Source organism: Flavobacterium sp. I3-2 (assembly GCF_013389595.1).
Taxonomy (GTDB): Bacteria; Bacteroidota; Bacteroidia; order Flavobacteriales; family Flavobacteriaceae; genus Flavobacterium.
The window spans coordinates 834,172-854,145 of the sequence record NZ_CP058306.1 but is presented as its reverse complement, the minus strand read 5'-3'; the positions used below and the strand labels follow the sequence as shown (position 1 = coordinate 854,145).

The 19,974-nt window shown below is 33.3% G+C and carries 16 protein-coding genes and 6 tRNA genes; 14 read left to right on the top strand and 8 right to left on the bottom strand.

The window, feature by feature from the left end; translation table 11 throughout:
* Nucleotides 1–20: 20 nt before the first annotated feature.
* The 6 genes from HW119_RS04115 to HW119_RS04090 form a co-directional block, all read right to left on the bottom strand.
* Nucleotides 21–93: transfer RNA gene (locus HW119_RS04115), tRNA-Gly, on the bottom strand.
* A gap of 38 nt (nucleotides 94–131) precedes the next feature.
* Nucleotides 132–204, bottom strand: a tRNA-Gly gene (locus HW119_RS04110).
* Nucleotides 205–238: 34 nt separating this feature from the next.
* A tRNA-Gly gene (locus HW119_RS04105) sits at nucleotides 239–314 on the bottom strand.
* A gap of 37 nt (nucleotides 315–351) precedes the next feature.
* A tRNA-Gly gene (locus HW119_RS04100) sits at nucleotides 352–424 on the bottom strand.
* Nucleotides 425–458: 34 nt separating this feature from the next.
* A tRNA-Gly gene (locus HW119_RS04095) sits at nucleotides 459–534 on the bottom strand.
* Between the two features lie 34 nt (nucleotides 535–568).
* Nucleotides 569–644: transfer RNA gene (locus HW119_RS04090), tRNA-Gly, on the bottom strand.
* 243 nt (nucleotides 645–887) lie between these two features.
* On the opposite strand from HW119_RS04090, the gene HW119_RS04085 reads away from it, so the two are divergent.
* The 8 genes from HW119_RS04085 to HW119_RS04050 all read left to right on the top strand — a co-directional run bounded on the left by HW119_RS04085 (nucleotide 888) and on the right by HW119_RS04050 (nucleotide 11,537).
* Nucleotides 888–1,376, top strand: a complete 489-nt coding sequence (locus HW119_RS04085; RefSeq protein ID WP_177761424.1) for a hypothetical protein — start codon at nucleotides 888–890, stop codon at nucleotides 1,374–1,376.
* Nucleotides 1,360–2,511, top strand: a complete 1,152-nt coding sequence (locus HW119_RS04080; protein WP_317171515.1) for an efflux RND transporter periplasmic adaptor subunit — start codon at nucleotides 1,360–1,362, stop codon at nucleotides 2,509–2,511. Before HW119_RS04085 ends, HW119_RS04080 begins: the two co-directional genes overlap by 17 nt.
* Nucleotides 2,512–2,522: 11 nt before the next feature.
* Nucleotides 2,523–5,663 (top strand): efflux RND transporter permease subunit, encoded by a 3,141-nt coding sequence (locus HW119_RS04075; RefSeq protein ID WP_177761422.1) that lies wholly within the window; start codon nucleotides 2,523–2,525, stop codon nucleotides 5,661–5,663.
* Between the two features lie 2 nt (nucleotides 5,664–5,665).
* On the top strand, nucleotides 5,666–7,066 hold the full coding sequence (locus tag HW119_RS04070; protein WP_177761420.1) for an efflux transporter outer membrane subunit: 1,401 nt from the start codon (nucleotides 5,666–5,668) through the stop codon (nucleotides 7,064–7,066).
* Between the two features lie 288 nt (nucleotides 7,067–7,354).
* On the top strand, nucleotides 7,355–9,028 hold the full coding sequence (locus HW119_RS04065) for a T9SS type A sorting domain-containing protein (protein WP_177761418.1): 1,674 nt from the start codon (nucleotides 7,355–7,357) through the stop codon (nucleotides 9,026–9,028).
* Between the two features lie 28 nt (nucleotides 9,029–9,056).
* Complete coding sequence (locus HW119_RS04060) at nucleotides 9,057–9,386, top strand: hypothetical protein (RefSeq protein WP_177761416.1); 330 nt, start codon at nucleotides 9,057–9,059, stop codon at nucleotides 9,384–9,386.
* A 131-nt stretch (nucleotides 9,387–9,517) separates the two neighbouring features.
* Entirely contained in the window at nucleotides 9,518–10,729 is a 1,212-nt protein-coding gene (locus HW119_RS04055) for a T9SS type A sorting domain-containing protein (RefSeq protein ID WP_177761414.1), read from the top strand.
* A gap of 178 nt (nucleotides 10,730–10,907) precedes the next feature.
* Entirely contained in the window at nucleotides 10,908–11,537 is a 630-nt protein-coding gene (locus HW119_RS04050; RefSeq protein WP_177761412.1) for a polysaccharide deacetylase family protein, read from the top strand.
* On the opposite strand, the gene HW119_RS04045 is transcribed toward HW119_RS04050, so the two are convergent.
* Both HW119_RS04045 and HW119_RS04040 read right to left on the bottom strand, forming a co-directional pair.
* On the bottom strand, nucleotides 11,530–11,826 hold the full coding sequence (locus HW119_RS04045) for a thioredoxin family protein (protein WP_177761409.1): 297 nt from the start codon (nucleotides 11,824–11,826) through the stop codon (nucleotides 11,530–11,532). The two genes, HW119_RS04050 and HW119_RS04045, sit on opposite strands and share 8 nt — an antisense overlap.
* A gap of 55 nt (nucleotides 11,827–11,881) precedes the next feature.
* Nucleotides 11,882–13,099, bottom strand: a complete 1,218-nt coding sequence (locus tag HW119_RS04040) for a metallophosphoesterase (RefSeq protein WP_177761407.1) — start codon at nucleotides 13,097–13,099, stop codon at nucleotides 11,882–11,884.
* A 121-nt stretch (nucleotides 13,100–13,220) separates the two neighbouring features.
* Between HW119_RS04040 and polA the strand changes: the two genes are divergently transcribed.
* The 6 genes from polA (at nucleotide 13,221) to tsf (ending at nucleotide 19,882) form a co-directional block, all read left to right on the top strand.
* Complete coding sequence (gene polA / locus HW119_RS04035; RefSeq protein ID WP_410503972.1) at nucleotides 13,221–16,037, top strand: DNA polymerase I; 2,817 nt, start codon at nucleotides 13,221–13,223, stop codon at nucleotides 16,035–16,037.
* 84 nt (nucleotides 16,038–16,121) lie between these two features.
* Nucleotides 16,122–16,877 (top strand): hypothetical protein, encoded by a 756-nt coding sequence (locus HW119_RS04030; RefSeq protein ID WP_177761405.1) that lies wholly within the window; start codon nucleotides 16,122–16,124, stop codon nucleotides 16,875–16,877.
* Between the two features lie 193 nt (nucleotides 16,878–17,070).
* Nucleotides 17,071–17,526 (top strand): 50S ribosomal protein L13, encoded by a 456-nt coding sequence (gene rplM, locus HW119_RS04025; RefSeq protein ID WP_177761403.1) that lies wholly within the window; start codon nucleotides 17,071–17,073, stop codon nucleotides 17,524–17,526.
* Nucleotides 17,526–17,912 (top strand): 30S ribosomal protein S9, encoded by a 387-nt coding sequence (gene rpsI / locus HW119_RS04020; RefSeq protein WP_177761401.1) that lies wholly within the window; start codon nucleotides 17,526–17,528, stop codon nucleotides 17,910–17,912. The genes rplM and rpsI overlap by 1 nt, the downstream gene beginning before the upstream one ends.
* A gap of 154 nt (nucleotides 17,913–18,066) precedes the next feature.
* The gene (gene rpsB / locus HW119_RS04015; RefSeq protein WP_177761399.1) at nucleotides 18,067–18,810 is read left to right on the top strand and encodes a 30S ribosomal protein S2; all 744 of its coding nucleotides are present in this window, start codon (nucleotides 18,067–18,069) and stop codon (nucleotides 18,808–18,810) included.
* 106 nt (nucleotides 18,811–18,916) lie between these two features.
* Entirely contained in the window at nucleotides 18,917–19,882 is a 966-nt protein-coding gene (tsf, locus tag HW119_RS04010; protein ID WP_177761397.1) for a translation elongation factor Ts, read from the top strand.
* The last annotated feature ends 92 nt before the right edge of the window (nucleotides 19,883–19,974 follow it).

The following is a 19,974-nucleotide window of genomic DNA, read 5'->3' as shown; positions in this document are numbered from 1 at the left end:
TTGATTAAGGATTTTTACAGAGCGGAAGACGAGGCTCGAACTCGCGACAACCAGCTTGGAAGGCTGGAGCTCTACCAACTGAGCTACTTCCGCATGCGATAATTATTTAAAAACTACTATCAAAGTTTTAGAGCGGAAGACGAGGCTCGAACTCGCGACAACCAGCTTGGAAGGCTGGAGCTCTACCAACTGAGCTACTTCCGCAAATGATATTTTTGAAAACTATTATCAAAGTTTTTGGAGCGGAAGACGAGGCTCGAACTCGCGACAACCAGCTTGGAAGGCTGGAGCTCTACCAACTGAGCTACTTCCGCAAATGATATTTTTTTAAAACTATTATCAAAGTTTTAGAGCGGAAGACGAGGCTCGAACTCGCGACAACCAGCTTGGAAGGCTGGAGCTCTACCAACTGAGCTACTTCCGCAAATGATATTTTTGAAAACTATTATCAAAGTTTTTGGAGCGGAAGACGAGGCTCGAACTCGCGACAACCAGCTTGGAAGGCTGGAGCTCTACCAACTGAGCTACTTCCGCAAATGATATTTTTGAAAACTATTATCAAAGTTTTTGGAGCGGAAGACGAGGCTCGAACTCGCGACAACCAGCTTGGAAGGCTGGAGCTCTACCAACTGAGCTACTTCCGCAATTAACTATTTTTTAATCTTAGTTCTGATTTTGTGATTGCAAATATAGAGATAAATTAATATGTAACGCAATAAATTTTTTAATTTTTTCTGTTGTATTTTGTTGATGTTCTCTAATTTTTTTTATATCAAATATTTAGCTTTTGATTTTTTTTGTTTCAATAGGTTTTGTTAATAAAAAATTAACTTAATTTTAGTTCGGTATTTGCCGAACTAATGCTAGATTTGTGCAAAATTATTTAAATGGAAGATATTTTAGAACTTGAACTTTATAAAGAAGTTACGGTTCATTTTGAAAAGTACTACAAATTTCAGCCTTTGACTGCGAAGGTGTATACTTTTTTTATTTTTAATAATTGCCACGAAGGATTAACTTTTGATTATCTAGTCGAAATTTTTCAAGTGAGTAAAAGTTCTATGTCTCATAGTATTAATACACTTATGGAATTAAGCTTTATAGTAGATTTTAAAAATGAAAATGAAAGAAAAAGACATTTCAAGGTAAATAAAAAACTTTTCTTAACCCGATTAATGGATGTACAAGAACGTCTAGAAAGTGAGAAAAATGTATATTCAAAGTTAAAAGATTTTAAAACAGAAAGGTCAAACTTGATGTTTAAAAAAGAAACTTTTGATTTGTATATTGACCATTTAAGTCAAGCGACAAATTCAATTAAAAATACAATTCAGAATCTAAATTTATATATCAATCAAAATGAAAATGAATACTAAATCGCTCTTGTTGCTAATTGGCGCAACTTCAATTGTAGCTTGTTCTAAAAAAGAAGAAGTGAAAGAAACTCCGAAGCCCGCTTTAGATGTTGTTGAAACAATGATTAAAGATGTTACAGGATATCAGTCTTTTCCGGCTGTAATAGAAGGTAAAATTAATAACGATGTTCGTGCTAAAATTCAAGGATATATAAAAGAAGTTTTGGTTCATGAAGGTCAAACAGTTTCTAAAGGTCAGGTTTTATTTCGCTTAGAAACAAATGCACTTAATGAAAATGCAGCAGCAGCAAAAGCAGGAATTGCATCTGCACAAGCATCAGTAAATGTTGCTCAAGTTGAAGTAAATAAATTAACGCCACTTGTTGATAAAAAAATTATTTCGAACGTACAGTTAGAAACTGCCAAAGCAAATTTAGCCTCTGCTAAAAGCATGTTGGCTCAAGCGCAAGCCAATTACCAAAGTATCAATGCAAATATTGATTACGGAGTTGTTCGTAGTCCTGTAAGTGGAATTGTAGGGAATCTACCTTTTAAAGTAGGGAGTTTAGTTGGACCAAATGACCAACAACCTTTAACAACAGTCTCTGATGTAAGTACCGTTTATGCTAATTTTTCGATGAACGAGAAAGAATATTTTAAATTCTTAAACGATACGCCAGGACAAAATTTAGACCAAAAATTAAAGAATGTTCCTGCAATTGAATTGCAATTGGCTGATGGAAATATTTATGCTGAAAAAGGAAAAATTGAAACAGCTTCAGGTCAAGTTGACCAAGCGACAGGAACCGTTCAATTTCGTGTAGCTTTCCCAAATCCGAATCGCATTTTGAGCAACGGAAATAGCGGAAGTATCCGTTTACCTAAATCATATACTCAAGTTTTGGTTATTCCAGAAGTTGCTTCGTACGAACAGCAAGGAAAAATCAATGTGTATAAAGTTCGTAACGATACTGCTTATGCATCTGCAGTTACTGTAATTGACCGCGTGGACAATATGATTATTGTAAGTGATGGTGCAAAAGAAGGTGATGTTGTTGTTGTGAGCGGAATAGGTTCGTTACGTGATAAAACGGCTATTCAACCTAAAAAAGTTGCTTTCGATTCAATTGCTAATGCTATTAAACCTATATTCTAAAACCAGTAAGGATGTTAAAAACTTTTATTGAAAGACCTGTATTATCTACAGTTATTTCCATCTTAATTGTCATTTTAGGACTTTTAGGATTATCTGCTTTACCCATAACTCAATATCCAGATATTGCTCCACCAACAGTTCAAGTTGCAGCTTCATATCCAGGAGCCAATGCCCAAACGGTTCTTGAAAGTGTGATTGTACCTATCGAAGAGCAAATTAATGGTGTTGAAGGAATGGATTATATTACGTCAACAGCAAGTAACGATGGTTCTGCTTCAATTCAAGTTGTTTTTAAACAAGGAATCGACCCAGATATTGCTTCTGTCAACGTACAAAACCGTGTGGCTCGTGCTACACCATTGTTGCCAACTGAGGTTACTAGAACGGGAGTTACCACTCAGAAACAACAAACGAGTTCGTTGATGTTCTTGTCTTTCTATTCTGAGAATAAAGATTACGATGCTACTTACATTCAAAACTATTTGAATATCAATGTTATTCCTGAATTAAAAAGGATTAATGGAGTAGGAGATGCTTCGGTTTTCGGAGCTAAAAATTATGCGATGCGTGTTTGGTTAGACCCAAACAAAATGGCAAGTTACGGTTTGATTCCGTCGGACGTTTCTGCAGCAATTAATGAGCAATCGTTAGAAGCGGCTGCTGGTCAGTTGGGTGAAAATTCAGGAGAAACTTTTCAGTATATCATCAAATACAGCGGAAAATATAAAACGCAAGAACAATATGAAGATATCGTAATTAAAGCTTTAGAAAACGGTCAAGTTTTACGATTAAAAGATGTTGCTGAGATTGAATTAGGTGCACAAACTTATGCAGGTTTTTCTGAGTTAAACGGATTCCCAGCGGTGGCAATGGCAATTTACCAAACACCAGGTTCAAATGCACAAGAAATTATTGTAAATATCAAGAAAGAGTTAGATCAAATCGAAAAGAATTTACCTAGCGGAATCAAATATAAAATCAATCTAGATTCAAACGAATTCCTTGAAGCTTCGATTGATAAAGTAGTTACTACATTGATTGAGGCATTTATCTTGGTATTCTTTGTGGTGTATATTTTCTTACAAGATTTTAGATCTACATTGGTTCCGTTAATCGCGGTTCCTGTTTCAATTGTTGGTACGTTTTTCTTCTTGAATTTATTCGGATTCTCATTAAACTTATTAACGCTATTTGCATTAGTGTTGGCAATTGGTATTGTGGTTGATGACGCGATTGTAGTTGTAGAAGCCGTTCACGCCAAGATGGAAGAAACAGGCGAAGATGCCAGAACAGCAACAACAAATGCAATGAGTGAAATTTCTGGAGCTATCGTTTCAATTACTTTGGTGATGTGTGCGGTGTTTATTCCAGTAACATTTATATCTGGTCCAACCGGAGTTTTCTATAAACAGTTTGGTGTTACCTTGATTGTTGCGATTGCAATTTCTGCGGTTAACGCTTTAACTTTAAGTCCAGCTTTATGTGCTTTGTTCTTAAAATCGCATCACGATGAAGAAGGTAAAAAACGTAATTTCGTTCAACGATTTTTCGATGCATTCAACAATTCGTTTAATGCAATGACTAATAAATACGGAAATTCATTTAAATTCTTATTCAAACATAAATGGATTTCATTTGTTATTTTAATTGCTTGTTTAGGATTAACTTATTTCGCTAGTAAATCAATGCCTTCTGGATTCGTGCCAAGTGAGGATCGTGGTTTCGTAATGGGAAATATCGAATTACCAGCAGGTGCTTCTGTTGACCGTGTGAATCAATTAGGGGAAAAATTCTCTTTACAAGCGCGTCAAATTCCAGGAATCGAATCAGTAACGATAATTTCAGGAAGAAGTATTATTTCTGGTGCAGGTTCAAACTATGGTTTTATGTTAATTAAATTGAAACCATTCGCAGACCGTAAAACACCTGAGTTGGCTACAGATGCTGTAATTGGACAATTATTTGGATTAGCAGCTAAAGATTTTAAAGATGCTAAAATGATATTTTTCCAACCGCCAAGTATTCAAGGATTTGGTACATCTAGTGGTTTTGAAATGAAGTTATTAGATAAAACAGGTGGGAATTTAAAAGACTTTGATAAAACAACACAAGAGTTTTTAGGTGCTTTAATGCAACGTCCAGAAATTATGTATGCACAAACTTCGTTAAATACAAATTATGCGCAATACGAAATTAAGTTAGATATTGCTCGTGCTAAACAATCTGGAGTTGCTGTAAGTAGTATTTTCTCAACATTACAAGGATATATTGGTGGTAATTATGTTAGTGATTTTACACGTTTTGGAAAACAATACCGTGTAATGTTACAAACTTTACCAGGCGATCGTAAAGATGTTTCGAGTTTAAACGGCATGTTTGTTCGAACTTCATCTGGTGCAATGGCGCCGCTTAGTCAGTTTGTTACTTTAGAAAAAGTTTATGGACCTCAATCTGTAAATCGATTTAACTTATTTACATCAGCAAACGTAACAGGAGCTCCAAATCCAGGATATTCTTCTGGAGATGCTATTAACGCAATTCTTGAAGTTGCAGATAAAAATTTATCTACAAACTACGGAATTGACTTTACAGGTTTAACTCGTGAAGAAATCAATGCAGGATCTCAAACAATTTTAATTTTTGGACTTTGTATTATTTTCGTTTATTTCATTTTGGCAGCACAATATGAAAGCTATATGTTACCTTTCGCAGTAATTTTATCTTTACCTGCTGGAATTATGGGAGCATTTATTTCTCAGAAAATTGCAGGATTAGAGAATAATATTTACTTCCAAATTGCATTGGTCATGTTAGTAGGACTGCTCGCCAAGAACGCCATTTTAATTGTTGAATTTGCACTTCAAAGTAGAAAACACGGAAACGGAGTTTTACAAGCTGCGGTTGAAGGAGCTAAAGCACGTTTACGTCCTATTTTAATGACATCTTTCGCATTCATTTTAGGATTAATGCCTTTGGTTTTTGCACAAGGAGTTGGGGTTGTTGGTAACCGATCTATCGCAACAGGTGCTGCTTTTGGATTATTGATTGGAACGGTATTAGGAGTTTTTGTGATTCCTGTATTATTCGTTATTTTCCAAAATATTCAAGAGAAAATCACACCTGCGAAATTTAAAAAATCTATTGAAGAATAATTATGAAACTTATATATAGAACCGCTTCATTAGCTTTGGTAGCCATTACTTTACAATCGTGTATTGCTACCAAAAATTACGAACGACCAGAAATGGTTATCGAAGAAAATTTCCGTACTGAAAATCTTCCTACAGATAGTTTATCTATGGCAAGTTTACCTTGGAATGAAGTTTTTACCGATGCTAAATTACAAGGATATATTACTTACGGATTAGATAACAATATGGATATCCGTACAGCAATCCAAAATATTGAGGCCGCAGAAGCTTATGCAACGCAAGGTAAAATGGGATATTTTCCAACTTTGAATATTGGTGGAAATTACACACATTCTGTAAATTCACTAAATACACAAATGGGACGAATTATCGGACGTCGTCAGCGTTTAGACCAGTTCGATATCACTGGAAGTTTAGCTTGGGAAGCTGATGTTTGGGGGAAAATTACCAGCCAGAAAAAAGCATTACAAGCTTCGTATTTACAAAGTGTAGCAGCGCATCAAGCCGTAAAAACACAGTTGATAAGTAGTATAGCAACAAGCTATTATCAATTATTAGCTTTAGATGAGCAAAAGAAATTTACTGAAGAAACAATTGACAATAGAACCAAAAGTTTGAATACAAACATTGCATTAAAAGATGCAGGTGTGGTAACTGAAGTTGCCGTTCGTCAAACCGAGGCGCAATTGATTAATGCAAAAGGATTGTTGTTAGATATCGAAAACAACATCAAACTTCAAGAAAATATTTTGTGTTTGTTGTTGGGAGATATGCCACATGCGATTGAACGTACAACTTTAGCAGAACAAAACTTATCAATTGATACAAAAATAGGTGTTCCTGCACAATTGTTAGCAAATCGTCCAGATGTAGTTGCTGCAGAATTTAGTGTTATGAACGCTTTTGAAATGACCAATGTGGCGCGTGCTTCTTTTTATCCAACTTTGCGAATCACAGCATCTGGAGGATTGCAATCGGTTGATGCATCGAAGCTTTTTGACCCATCTTCGTTTTTTGCAAACATCGTTGGAGGTTTAGCAGCTCCGATTTTTAATCGTGGACAAATTCGTACCGATTATAAAGTGAGTCAAACCAATCAAGAAAAAGCTTTGATTAATTATCAAAAAGCGATTTACACAGCTTCAAAAGAAGTTTCTGACGCTTTGTATACTTACGAAGCTATGGACAAGAAAATTGTTTTAAAAGAGCAAGAAGCGGCTAATTATTTAAAAGCGGTTGAGTATTCAACAGAGTTATTAAATAATGGTATGGCAAGTTATATCGAAGTTTTAACTGCAAACGAAAGTGCTTTAAACGCACAGTTGAATATTGCTACAACTAAATATACAAAACTGGCAGCAGTAGTTCAGTTGTATAAAGCTTTAGGTGGTGGCGTAAAATAAAATTTTTTATCCAATTTATGTTTCAAAAACCTGCAAGGTATCGTTTCTTGTGGGTTTTTATTTTTTAATTGCGTTCGTTTTTTAAATAATCCATTTTATTGATGTTAAATTAATTTGAAGCTATTTCCAGCTTTCCGCTATATCTTTTATTTCACTACGTTACATAAAAGGACGCCGCTGCAATCTGGGCTAAAAAGACATGAATTAGCTACATTGTTGTCTTTTGGTTAAATATTTTTTGTAAGTTTATGATATATGTAATTTTATTATTGTAAATCTGTTTTTTTTATGAAAAAAATATACTTGTTACTTTTATTCCTTTTCTCGTTTTCTGTTTTTTCACAAAGTAGTTACGATCGCATTTGGGCAGTAAATTCTGGGTTAATTTCTAATAACTTTAATTATTCTTCTTATTTAGTAAACGATACAGATTTGTATTATCCGTCAGACAATAAAATTGTATATTATGATTTACAAAATACCACACCTATCGAGTTTGCTACTTTAGGTACAGCAACAACAACTAAAATTGATGAACTTCATCGTGATGCTCAAGGTAATTTTTATGCCTCTGGTAAGACATCAGAAATACAAAATTTTACTACAGCTAATGTGTATAAGCCTACTTTTGATCCAATACAAAATGTAGAATCAGGAACGAATGATTTTTTAGCAAAATTTGATGCAAACGGAGGCTTAGTTTTTTGTACGTATACGGATATTTTGGAACAAGGTGGCATGGCAAAAAAAGTGACTACAACAGATGCTTTAGGGAATATCTATTTTATTGCCTATTTACCTATAACAGAAACCTTACCTAATGCACCTTTTCAGACCTCTGTTACTTCCGCAGAAGCTTTTGTGGATGATTCTAAAGCTCCAATTATCACAAAATTAAACAGTAATGGTCAATTGCTATGGAAAACATTCTTTTGCCATCATCGCACATTTATCCAGAATATAAATGTAGTAAACAATCAGCTGGTGATTGCAGGACAAATGAATAAAAATACAGGTTTTGAAATGACAAATCCTACTTTTTTTAGTACTCCAGGGGCACTTTTAGAAAATGTTGGGAATTTAAATGGGTCTAAAACTTTTGTAAATGTTTTTAATGAAGATGGTACACGAGCTTGGGGTACGTATTTGAGTACAACTTTTATTCATGGACTACGTACTTTTGGTAACGCTATCTATGTATTGCATCAAGGCAGTGGATTAACTGCTACAGAAGGAGCGTATTTTGGGACACCGAAGACAAATGTTTTAACTAAATTATCCAATACCGGAACAAGACTTTGGAGCAATTATACAGATGAACAAAATTTTAATTTAGATTTAAGCGGAAATGTATTTTTATTTGGTGCAACTCAACAAACTACAGGTATAGCAACAGCTGATGCGTACCAAGTTACAAAAAACCCTACAAATATTAACGGTTTAGGAATAAATTTTGACGGTTATCATCAAATTTTATCTCAAAACGGTACAAATTTGTTGTATGGAACGTATTATGGATTGCAAGGGCAAGATGGAACCAGTATGATTATTCCTAGAAATACGGGATATATTTCTTTAGGTTATATAAATAATTATCTAAGCCCAACAGATTTTATTACCCAAGGAAATCCATTGACAACTTCTGAAAATTATTCAAATTATGGAGGTTTGATAATCAGTTTATTTGATAAAACTCCTTTAGCAACAGATACATTTCAACTAGAAAATGTAAAGGTATATCCAAATCCTACGATAAATTATTTGGTTATAGAAAATTTAGATGGTTTTTCAACTAACGATACTATTGAAATTTACAATATGTTAGGACAAAAAATACAACAACAAAACAATCTTTCAGAAACAACTATTGAAATCAATACTAAAAATTGGTCTTCTGGGGTATACATTGTAAATGTTCAGTCAAATGGAAAAGTAGGAAGTTATAAGGTTGTGAAAAAATAATGTAATTGAAAATTTTAAAAAAAATGATATGAAAAAAATATATTCTTACCTTTTACTTCTTTTCTCGTTTTCTGTTTTTGCACAAAGTAGTTACGATCGCATTTGGGCGGTAAATTCGGGATTTAATTCGAATATATTTGAATATTCTTCTTATTTAGTAAACGATATAGATTTATATTATCCGTCAGACAATAAAATTGTATATTATAATTTACCGAATTCCACACCCATCGAATTTGCAACCTTAGGTACAGCAACAAATACTACAATTCATGAACTTCATCGAGATACCCAAGGTAATTTTTATGCTTCTGGTAAGACATCAGAAACGCAAAATTTTACCACAGCTAATGTGTAAAGCCTACTTTTGACCCAAATCAAAATCTAGAATCAGGAACGAATGGTTTTTTAGCAAAATTTGATGCAAACGGAACCTTAGTTTTTTGTACGTATACGGATAATTTTGAACATGGAAGCTATGCAAAAAAAGTGACTACAACAGATGCTTTAGGGAATATCTATTTTATTGCCTATTTACCTATAACAGAAACCTTACCCAATGCACCTTTTCAGACCACTGCTACCGCCGCGGAAGCTTTTACTTTTGATTTTAGAGCTCCAATTATCACAAAATTAGATAGCGGCGGTCAATTGCTATGGAAAACCTTTTTTTGCAATCATCGCACATCTATATCTAATATAGATGTAGTAAATAATCAATTGGTAATAGTAGGTAGTATGAATAAAAATACAAGTTTTGAAATAACAAATCCTACTTTTTTTAGTACTCCAGGAGCACTTTTAGAAAATGTTGGGAGTTTAAATGGGTCTAAAACTTTTGTAAATGTATTTAATACCGATGGTACTCGAGCTTGGGGTACGTATTTGAGTACAACATTTACTTATGGACTACGTACTTTTGGTAATGCTATTTATGTGTTGCATCATGGCAATGGGTTAACTGCTACAGAAGGAGCGTATTTCGGAACTCCAAAGACAAATGTTTTAACTAAATTATCCAATACTGGAACAAGACTTTGGAGCAATTATACAGATGAACAAAATTTTAATTTAGATTTAAGCGGAAATGTATTTTTATTTGGTGCAACTCAACAAACTACAGGTATAGCAACAGCTGATGCGTACCAAGTTACAAAAAACCCTACAAATATTAACGGTTTAGGAATAAATTTTGACGGTTATCATCAAATTTTATCTCAAAACGGTACAAATTTGTTGTATGGAACGTATTATGGATTGCAGGGACAAGATGCTACAGCTATGATTATTCCAAGAAATACGGGATATTTTTCTTTAACATATATAAATAATTATCCAAACCCTACAGATTTAATCACTCAAGGAAACCCTTTAACTACTTCAGAAAGTTACTCAAATTACGGAGGATTTATAATCAGTTTATTTGATAAAACTCCTTTATCAACAGATACATTTCAATTAGAAAATGTAAAGGTATATCCAAATCCTACAGTAAATTATTTGGTTATAGAAAATTTAGATGGTTTTTCAACTAACGATACTATTGAAATATACAATATGTTAGGACAAAAAATACAACAACAAAACAATCTGTCAGAAACAACCCTTGAAATCAATACTGAAAATTGGTCATCTGGGGTATATATTGTAAATGTTCAGTCAAATGGAAAAGTAGGAAGTTATAAGGTTGTGAAAAAATAGTTTTTTTGTTGATCTAACAACTTTGTGAAAAAATATAGGATTAACCTGTCAGCGTTCTGAATGCTGACGGAGTTTCGTTTTATAAGTTACTTTAACAAATTATAAAAAATCAATTTTTAACTTTACAATCGTTAAAGCTATTCTCAAATTTTTTACAAATCGAAAATCTAGTTATAAAATGCAAGCGAAAATTCCATCAATAATTAAAACCATTTTTTATAACCAAATTTGGAATATTCCAAACGATGAAAAAAAAATATTTTTGACTTTTGATGATGGTCCAATTCCTGAAGTAACGCCTTGGGTTTTATCTGTTTTAAAACAATATAATATTAAAGCTACGTTTTTTTGTATAGGAGATAATGTAAGAAAATATCCAGAAGTTTTTAAACAAATTGTTGCTGAAGGGCATCAAGTTGCAAATCATTCGTTCAATCATTTAAACGGTTGGAAAACCAAAACCAAAGATTATATCGAAAATGTGCTTGAAACTGAAAATGAAATTTTAAAGCATACAAATTTATCTATAAAATTATTTCGTCCGCCTTACGGAAAAATAAAACCCAAGCAATCGTACAAATTACGAAAGTTGGGTTTTAAGATTATTATGTGGGATGTTTTAAGTATCGATTATGATTTGAATTTACTTCCAGAAAACTGTGAGCAAAATGTAATGCAGCATGTTACGTCCGGAAGTATAATCATATTTCACGATAGCATAAAAGCGTCGAAAAATCTTTCGGGTAGTTTGTCTTCGGTAATTGAAAAATTACTTAAATCAGGTTACTCTTTTGAAACAATTAATTGAAGGCTTTCGCAATCATAATTAACGAAGCTTTATCTGTAATTCCAGATTGTCTCCAAACCATGGCACCATTTTTATAAACCATTAAGGTTGGCGCAGATTTAATTCGAAGTGCTTCTGTTAATTCTTTGTTTTTTTGGATGTCAATTTTAATGATAACCAATTTCTCGCCCATTTCTAATGCAATTTCTTCAATAATAGCATGCATTTGAATACATTCTGGATTGTTATCAGTTGAGAAATGTATTAAAACAGGTGTGGTTGTATTGATTAAATCTCCGAATTTCGACATAAGTTGATTTTTGTTTGTTTTACAAAATTACGCTTTTTGATGAATTACGGTTTATTTATCTTGATTTTTTTAATTCAAGAACTGTAATTTCTGGATTGATTCCAACACGACCCGCGAAAGCATGAAAACCAAACCCTCGATTTACATAAATATAGTTTTTGGCTTTTTGGTATAATCCTGCCCATTGTGGATAAACATATTTAACTGGACTCCACTGAAAATAACCTGGAATTTCAATTCCAAATTGCATTCCGTGTGTATGACCAGATAAAGTAAGTCCATAATTCATTGGGTTTTCAACCACTTCTGCTTCCCAATGTGACGGGTCGTGCGATAATAATATTTTAAAAGTTTTGGGTTTTAAATTGGTACTCGCCAAAGTTAAATCGCCTGCTTTTTTAAATTTTAATCCCCAGTTTTCAACACCTACTAAATTAATGATTTCGTTATCTTTTGTGAAAGTTACGTTTTCGTTTAGTAACAAACGCCAACCAATTTTTTGATGACTGTTTTTAATCGCTTCAAAGTTTTTGATTTTCTCTTCGTTGGTGTCAAACTTTACATATTCGCCATAATCGTGATTTCCTAAGATAGAATAATTTCCAAAAGGATGTTTTTTAATTTTCGATAAAACATCAATCCATGGATTCATTTCTTCTGCCAAGCTATTTACCAAATCTCCCGTGAAGACAAAAACATCCGAATCTTGTTCGTTTATTAAATTTACCGCGTATTGAATTTTCTCAACATCATCTAAACTCCCTGAGTGAATATCTGAAATTTGAGTGATTTTGAATCCGTCAAAAGCTTCAGGTAAATCATCAAAATAAATGGTTTGTTTCATCACTTTGAAGTTGTATTTACCTTTTGCCATTCCGTAAATAATTGATAGAAACGGAATGGCAGCAATTCCTAATGCAACTTGCGATACAAATTTTCTACGTTCGGGTAAAAATGATGTAGTTTCAGTTCCGGCGATTTTTCTACCAATTCCAAAAAATACTCGCAAAATATCCTGAATCAACATTGGAACAGCAAGAATCAATTTTGGTAAAAGAATTAAAAGTACGATGCTCATCAAAAACATACTTTTGTGAGATTGCCCTTTTGAAAAATTGGTGTTATAAAAATTATAACCGATGTATAAATACAATACAATGGTTATTACGAAGTACAAAATAGTAAAAGTTTTACTTCGGTTTAAAGAATTTAAAGCTATAAAACTGTAATATTCAAGGATGATTAAAAGTATGATTGGAATTGCAAAGCGCATTATTTCTGAATTTTATTTCAAAAATAAAGTATATCTAAATTAAGATGATGCTTTTTGTTTTTTATTTAACATGATATTTTTTATTTAATCTTCGTATTTTTGAAAATTATAAGAAACGATTATGTCACAAAAACGCCTTTTTTTACTAGATGCATACGCATTGATTTTCAGAGGATATTATGCCTTTATTAAAAATCCGAGAATAAATTCCAAAGGAATGGACACTTCTGCCATTTTAGGATTTATGAATTCTTTGTTGGATGTCATTAAAAGAGAGCGTCCGAATTATTTAGCGGTTGCTTTTGATAAAGGCGGAAGCGATTTTAGAAATGAAATTTTCCCTGCTTACAAAGCTAATCGTGACGAAACTCCCGAAGCAATTAAAATTGCAGTTCCATACATTCAAGAAATTCTTCAAGCGATGCATATTCCAATCATTGAAGTGCCCGGAATCGAAGCTGATGATTTAATCGGAACGCTTTCGAAACAAGCAGAAAAAGAAGGTTTTCAAGTTTTTATGGTTACGCCAGATAAAGATTATGCGCAGTTGGTTTCTGAAAATATTTTCATGTACAAGCCAGCGCGAATGGGTAACGATATCGAAATTTGGGGTGTTGAAGAAGTGAAAGCTAAATTCGAAATCGAACGTCCAGAACAGGTAATTGATTTTCTTGGTATGATGGGTGACGCTGTGGATAATATCCCTGGATTGCCTGGCGTTGGCGAAAAAACGGCTAAGAAACTTTTGGCTGAATATGGTACGATGGAAAATTTATTAGAAAACACCCATCAGTTAAAAGGTAAAATGAAAGAAAAAATCGAAGCTTCGAAAGAGCAAGGTTTGCTTTCTAAGAAATTAGCAACCATTCTTTTAGATTGCCCGGTTACTTTTGACGCCGATGCGTATAAATTAGATAAACCTGATGTTGAAAAGTCAGATGCGATTTTTATGGAATTAGAATTCCGTAGAATGCGCGAACAATTTGATAAAATTTTTGCTGATGAAGCTGTGGTTGTCGAAAATGTGGCTGCTCCAACATCAAAACCTAAAAAAACAGACGACCAAATTTCCTTGTTTGAAGTTGGTGATTCTGAAGAAAAAATTACAGACGAAGGTTATTACGGAACTTTGGCAACAACCTCACATTTTTATCAATATGTAGAAGGTGCTTTTCCTACCAAACTTTTTGTAAAAACATTATTAGAGCAAAAAGAAGTTTGTTTTGATACTGAAACTACCGGTTTAGATGCAAATAATGCGGAGTTAGTCGGTATTGCATTTTCTTACGAAAAAGGAAGTGCGTATTATATTCCGTTTCCGGAAAGTAGCAAAGAAGCTCAAGAATTGATTGAAATTTTACGTCCGTTTTTTGAAAACGAAAACATTGTAAAAATCGGTCAGAACTTAAAATACGATATTAAGGTTTTAAAAAAATACAACATTGATGTAAAAGGATTTATTTTCGATACGATGATTGCGCATTATTTGATTAATCCGGATATGCGTCATAACATGGATGTTTTAGCTGAAACCTATTTGAAATACAGTCCAAAACCAATCGAAGATTTAATCGGTAAAAAAGGAAAAGGACAAAAAACAATGCGCGATGTTGCATTAGAAGATATTAAAGAATATGCTGGTGAAGATGCCGATATTACCTTTCAGTTAAAAGAAGTTTTTGAACCAAGATTAGAACAATCGCAAACCAAAGAATTGTTTGATAAAATTGAAGTTCCGTTGATTTCTGTTTTGGCTGATATGGAAGCGGAAGGCATCCGATTAGATATCGATTATTTAAAACAATTATCAGAAGAATTAACGGTTGAAGCGAGTGCTTTAGAAGCTCGAATATTCGAAACGGCCGGAGAAATTTTCAATCTAGCTTCGCCAAAACAATTAGGAGATATTCTTTTTGATAAATTAAAAATCGGTGGTTCAAAACCTAAGAAAACAAAAACTGGTCAATATGCAACAGGTGAGGAAATTCTAAGTGATTTAGCTGGAGAACATCAAATTGTAAAAGATATTTTAGAATGGCGTCAGATTGTAAAATTGCAAAATACGTACGTAGATGCGTTGCCTTTACAAGTTGATGCAAAAACCAATCGCGTACATACCGATTATATGCAAGCGGTTGCAGCAACAGGTCGTTTGAGTTCGAATAATCCAAACTTGCAAAATATTCCCGTTCGTACCGAGCGTGGGCAAAAAGTACGTAAAGCTTTCATTGCGCGAGATGAAAATCACGTGTTGGTTTCTGCCGATTATTCTCAAATCGAATTACGAATTATCGCTGCTTTAAGTGGTGAACCGAATATGATTGAGTCGTTTCAACGTAACGAAGATATTCACCGTTCAACGGCAGCTAAGGTTTTCAATGTGGCTTTAGATGAGGTAACGCGTGAGCAACGTAGTCATGCAAAAACAGTAAACTTTGGAATAATATATGGAGTTTCTGCATTCGGATTAAGTCAACAAACGAATCTTACGCGTTCAGAAAGTAAAGATTTGATTGAGGCTTATTATGCGAATTATCCAAAATTAAAAACTTACATTCAAGACCAAATTACTTTTGCACAGGAATATGGTTATGTGCAAACGGTTTCGGGACGTCGTCGTTATTTGAAAGATATTCATTCAGGTAATGCAATGGTTCGTAGTGGCGCAGAACGTAATGCGGTAAATGCACCGATTCAAGGTTCGGCTGCAGATATTATTAAGATTGCCATGATTAATATTCATAAACGTTTGAAAGCTGAAAATTGGAAATCAAAAATGTTACTTCAAGTGCACGATGAATTGGTGTTTGATGTGCTAAAAGAAGAATTAGAAGCAATCAAACCGATGATAAAACAAGAAATGGAAAATGCATTTAAATTAGTAGTTCCGTTAGAAGTTGAAATAGGTGTAGGAAATGATTGGTTAGCTGCGCATTAATTTTTTAAATAAATATGTTAAAAACTCACTATAATCAGTGAGTTTTTTTATTGTGTAAATTTAGATTTTTGCAATAAAAAAATTATGAAAAAGATTTTATTATCTGCTTTAATGTTATCTACATTAGCAGTAGTTTCTTGTAATGATTCAGACGATAATTCTGTTGGGCAAGACACAGGGGTTTATTTACCTACTAAAATCGAGTCTACTGAAAATAAACAAACTTTTGTTTACGATTCTGAAAATCGTTTAATTGAATCAAAAGAAATTAATGATGATGGTTCATATACCAATCATGTGACTTTCGGATATCTAAGTGGTAAATTGGTGTCTGCAAAAGAAATCACAACTGAAGTTGGAGATACTCAAACATATGTTTCAACGGGAGATTATACATTTACATATCAAAATAATGAAGTGACAATTACAGAAGTTAATACTTCAAATTGGGGATCGAGTACAGAAACAACTGTCGTAACCATTGACTCAAACGGAAGATTAATTTCAGGCGAAAATTTGTCAACGGTTTATGATGCAAATGGGAACTTAACAAAACTTGTTGATGCTGAGGGTACAGAAACATTTGAGTATGATAATAAGAATGGAATTTTTAAAAATGTAAAAACTCCGCAATGGGCATTTTATGTGATTTTGGATGATTGGTATTATTTGAATGTGAATAATATTACAAAGATGACTTGGGATAATACTTCGGATAATGAGGTGGATTTTTCAAATTTAAATTACGAATATAATGCTGCAAACTATCCTGTTAAAATAAATGTAGCTGGCTCAGATAATTTTACAAATTCAGTAGCTGTAGAATACATTAAAAAATAAATTACTTATAAAACTCATCTTATTAAAAAGGTGAGTTTTATTTTTTTAATATTTTTAAAAAAGGGGGAAAATAAAAATGATTAAGATAGTTATCAACAAAATAATGAACCAACAAATTTGGTAAGTTCATTTTTATTTGTACTTTTGCACTCCCTTTATTGGGAATGGAATGTTTAATTAAAATAAATTTATTGTGGAAAGTTTAAGCTACAAAACAGTATCGACAAACAAAGCTACTGCTCAAAAAGAGTGGGTTATTGTTGACGCTGAAGGTCATAACTTAGGACGTCTTGCAACTAAAGTAGCAATGTTACTTAGAGGTAAGTACAAGCCAAGTTATACACCTCACGTGGACTGTGGGGATAATGTGATTATTATCAACGCAGAAAAGATCAACTTAACAGGTAACAAATTAGAGGATAAAACATATATCCGTCACACAGGTTACCCAGGTGGTCAAAGAGAATTAACAGCTAAAGTAATGCAACAAAAAAATCCTGCATTATTAATCGAGAAAGCTGTAAAAGGAATGTTGCCTAAAAACAAATTAGGAGCACAATTATTCCGTAATTTAAATGTAAATGTAGGTTCTGAGCACAAACATGCTGCGCAACAACCTAAAGCCGTTAATTTAAACGATCTTAAGTAATGGGAGTTATTCACAAAATCGGAAGAAGAAAAACTGCAGTAGCTCGTGTTTATGTTACTGAAGGAACTGGTAACATCACAGTTAACAAAAAAGATTTCGCAACTTATTTCCCAACTGCAACATTACAATACAAAGTAATGCAACCATTAACAATGACTGAAAATGGAGCTAACTTTGACGTTAAAGTAAATGTTTATGGTGGTGGAACAACTGGTCAAGCAGAAGCTGTTCGTATGGCTATTGCTAGAGCAATGTGTGAAGTTGACGCAGAAAACAGAGCAATCTTAAAACCAGAAGGATTATTAACTCGTGACCCTCGTATGGTTGAGCGTAAGAAATTCGGTCAGAAGAAAGCTCGTAAGAGATTCCAATTCTCTAAACGTTAATATTTATTATTATTTATTAAAAAAATCTAAGTTTTTGTTGCACGCCTGCTGAGGCAGGAGGTAGTTTAGCATCTAAATGAAGCCAAGTATATAAGACTTTTGTCTAAAAACTTATGGAACATTGCTAATCACAAGAACGTAAACTATTACAAAAATGGCAAACAAAGTAGAAGTAAAAGAATTACTAGAAGCAGGTGTTCACTTCGGACACATGACTAGAAAATGGGATCCAAACATGGCTCCTTACATCTATATGGAACGTAATGGAATTCACATTATCAATCTATATAAAACTGCAGCAAAAATCGAAGAAGCTAATGAAGCTTTAAAGAAAATTGCAGCATCAGGTCGTAAAGTATTATTCGTAGCGACTAAAAAACAAGCAAAAGATATCGTTGCTGAAAAAGCAGCAGCAGCTAACATGCCTTACATCACTGAAAGATGGCCAGGTGGTATGTTAACTAACTTCGTAACTATCCGTAAAGCTGTTAAAAAAATGGCTTCTATTGATCGTATGAAAAAAGATGGTACATTCATGACTCTTTCTAAAAAAGAGCGTTTACAAGTTGACCGTTTACGTGCTAAATTAGAGAAAAACTTAGGTTCTATCGCTGATATGACACGTTTACCAGCTGCATTGTTTGTAGTAGATATCAAAGCTGAACATATCGCAGTAAAAGAAGCTCAAAAATTAAACATTCCAGTGTTTGCTATGGTTGATACTAACTCTGATCCACGTCAGGTTGATTTCGTTATCCCAGCAAATGACGATGCTTCTAAATCAATTGATAAAGTATTATCTTTAGTAACTTCTGCTATCGTTGAAGGAAATTCTGAAAGAAAATCTGAGAAAGAAGAAACAGCTAAAGTTGAAGTAAAAGCAACTACTGAGGAGTAATCCTTAACAGTATCTTAAAGTCGTTATGCTGATGGTTTCATATTTTTGAGTCATCCCATAACGACTTTTTTTAATTTATTAATAATCACTTTTAAATCTATATACAATGGCAAATATTAGTGCTGCAGATGTAAATAAATTGAGACAAACTACAGGTGCCGGAATGATGGACTGTAAAAAAGCTTTAGTTGAAGCTGAAGGAGATTTCGATAAAGCAATCGAAGTTTTACGTAAAAAAGGACAAAAAGTTGCTGCTAACCGTTCAGACCGTGAGTCTGCTGAAGGTGCTGCTGTAGCTATTGTTAACGAAGCTAAAACTCTTGGTTTAGTGATGACTTTAAACTGTGAAACTGATTTCGTTGGTAAAAACGAAGGTTTCGTAGCTTTAGCTAATGAGTTAGCTAATAAAGGAATCAACTTTGCTACTAAAGAAGATTTCTTAGCTTCTGCATATAACGATACAATGACTGTTGCTGAAAAATTAGTTGAGCAAACAGGAGTTATCGGTGAGAAAATCGAAATCGGTGGTTTCGAAAAATTAGAAGGTGCATTTATCGGTTCTTACGTTCACGTAAACAAAATTGCTGCTATCACTGCATTATCTGCTGCAATTGATAAAGCTGAAACTTTAGCTAAAGATGTTTCTATGCAAGTTGCTTCAATGGGTGCTGAAACTTTATCTTACAAAGATTTCGATCCTGCATTTGTTGCATCTGAAACTGAAGCTCGTATTGCTGCAATCGTTAAAGAAAATGAAGAATTAGTGCGTTTAGGTAAAACATTGAAAAATGTTCCTCAATACATTTCTTTCTCACAAATTACTGACGAAGTTTTAGCTAAAGCTGAAGAGGCTGCTAAAGCTGAATTAAAAGCAGAAGGAAAACCAGAGCAAATTTGGGATAAAATCTTACCAGGTAAAATCGCTCGTTTCATCTCTGATAATACAACATTAGATCAAGAGAAATGTTTATTAGACCAAAACTTCATTAAAGATGAGTCTAAAAAAGTAGCTGATTACGTAAAAGAATTCGGTGTTGAAATCACTGGATTCAAACGTGTTGCTTTAGGATAATCTTTTTTGATATTTTAAATAGACTAACCCAAATCTTCTGATTTGGGTTTTTTTATGTATTAAAAATTTGTTACTTTATTAATAATTTATAA

Excerpts from the sequence above, each read along its gene's own strand:
- HW119_RS04085 (WP_177761424.1), top strand. The coding sequence starts at position 888 with ATGGAAGATATTTTAGAACTTGAACTTTATAAAGAAGTTACGGTTCAT.
- HW119_RS04080 (WP_317171515.1), top strand. The coding sequence starts at position 1,360 with ATGAAAATGAATACTAAATCGCTCTTGTTGCTAATTGGCGCAACTTCA.
- HW119_RS04075 (WP_177761422.1), top strand. The coding sequence starts at position 2,523 with ATGTTAAAAACTTTTATTGAAAGACCTGTATTATCTACAGTTATTTCC.
- HW119_RS04070 (WP_177761420.1), top strand. The coding sequence starts at position 5,666 with ATGAAACTTATATATAGAACCGCTTCATTAGCTTTGGTAGCCATTACT.
- HW119_RS04065 (WP_177761418.1), top strand. The coding sequence starts at position 7,355 with ATGAAAAAAATATACTTGTTACTTTTATTCCTTTTCTCGTTTTCTGTT.
- HW119_RS04060 (WP_177761416.1), top strand. The coding sequence starts at position 9,057 with ATGAAAAAAATATATTCTTACCTTTTACTTCTTTTCTCGTTTTCTGTT.
- HW119_RS04050 (WP_177761412.1), top strand. The coding sequence starts at position 10,908 with ATGCAAGCGAAAATTCCATCAATAATTAAAACCATTTTTTATAACCAA.
- HW119_RS04045 (WP_177761409.1), bottom strand. The coding sequence starts at position 11,826 with ATGTCGAAATTCGGAGATTTAATCAATACAACCACACCTGTTTTAATA.
- HW119_RS04040 (WP_177761407.1), bottom strand. The coding sequence starts at position 13,099 with ATGCGCTTTGCAATTCCAATCATACTTTTAATCATCCTTGAATATTAC.
- polA (WP_410503972.1), top strand. The coding sequence starts at position 13,221 with ATGTCACAAAAACGCCTTTTTTTACTAGATGCATACGCATTGATTTTC.
- HW119_RS04030 (WP_177761405.1), top strand. The coding sequence starts at position 16,122 with ATGAAAAAGATTTTATTATCTGCTTTAATGTTATCTACATTAGCAGTA.
- rpsI (WP_177761401.1), top strand. The coding sequence starts at position 17,526 with ATGGGAGTTATTCACAAAATCGGAAGAAGAAAAACTGCAGTAGCTCGT.
- rpsB (WP_177761399.1), top strand. The coding sequence starts at position 18,067 with ATGGCAAACAAAGTAGAAGTAAAAGAATTACTAGAAGCAGGTGTTCAC.
- tsf (WP_177761397.1), top strand. The coding sequence starts at position 18,917 with ATGGCAAATATTAGTGCTGCAGATGTAAATAAATTGAGACAAACTACA.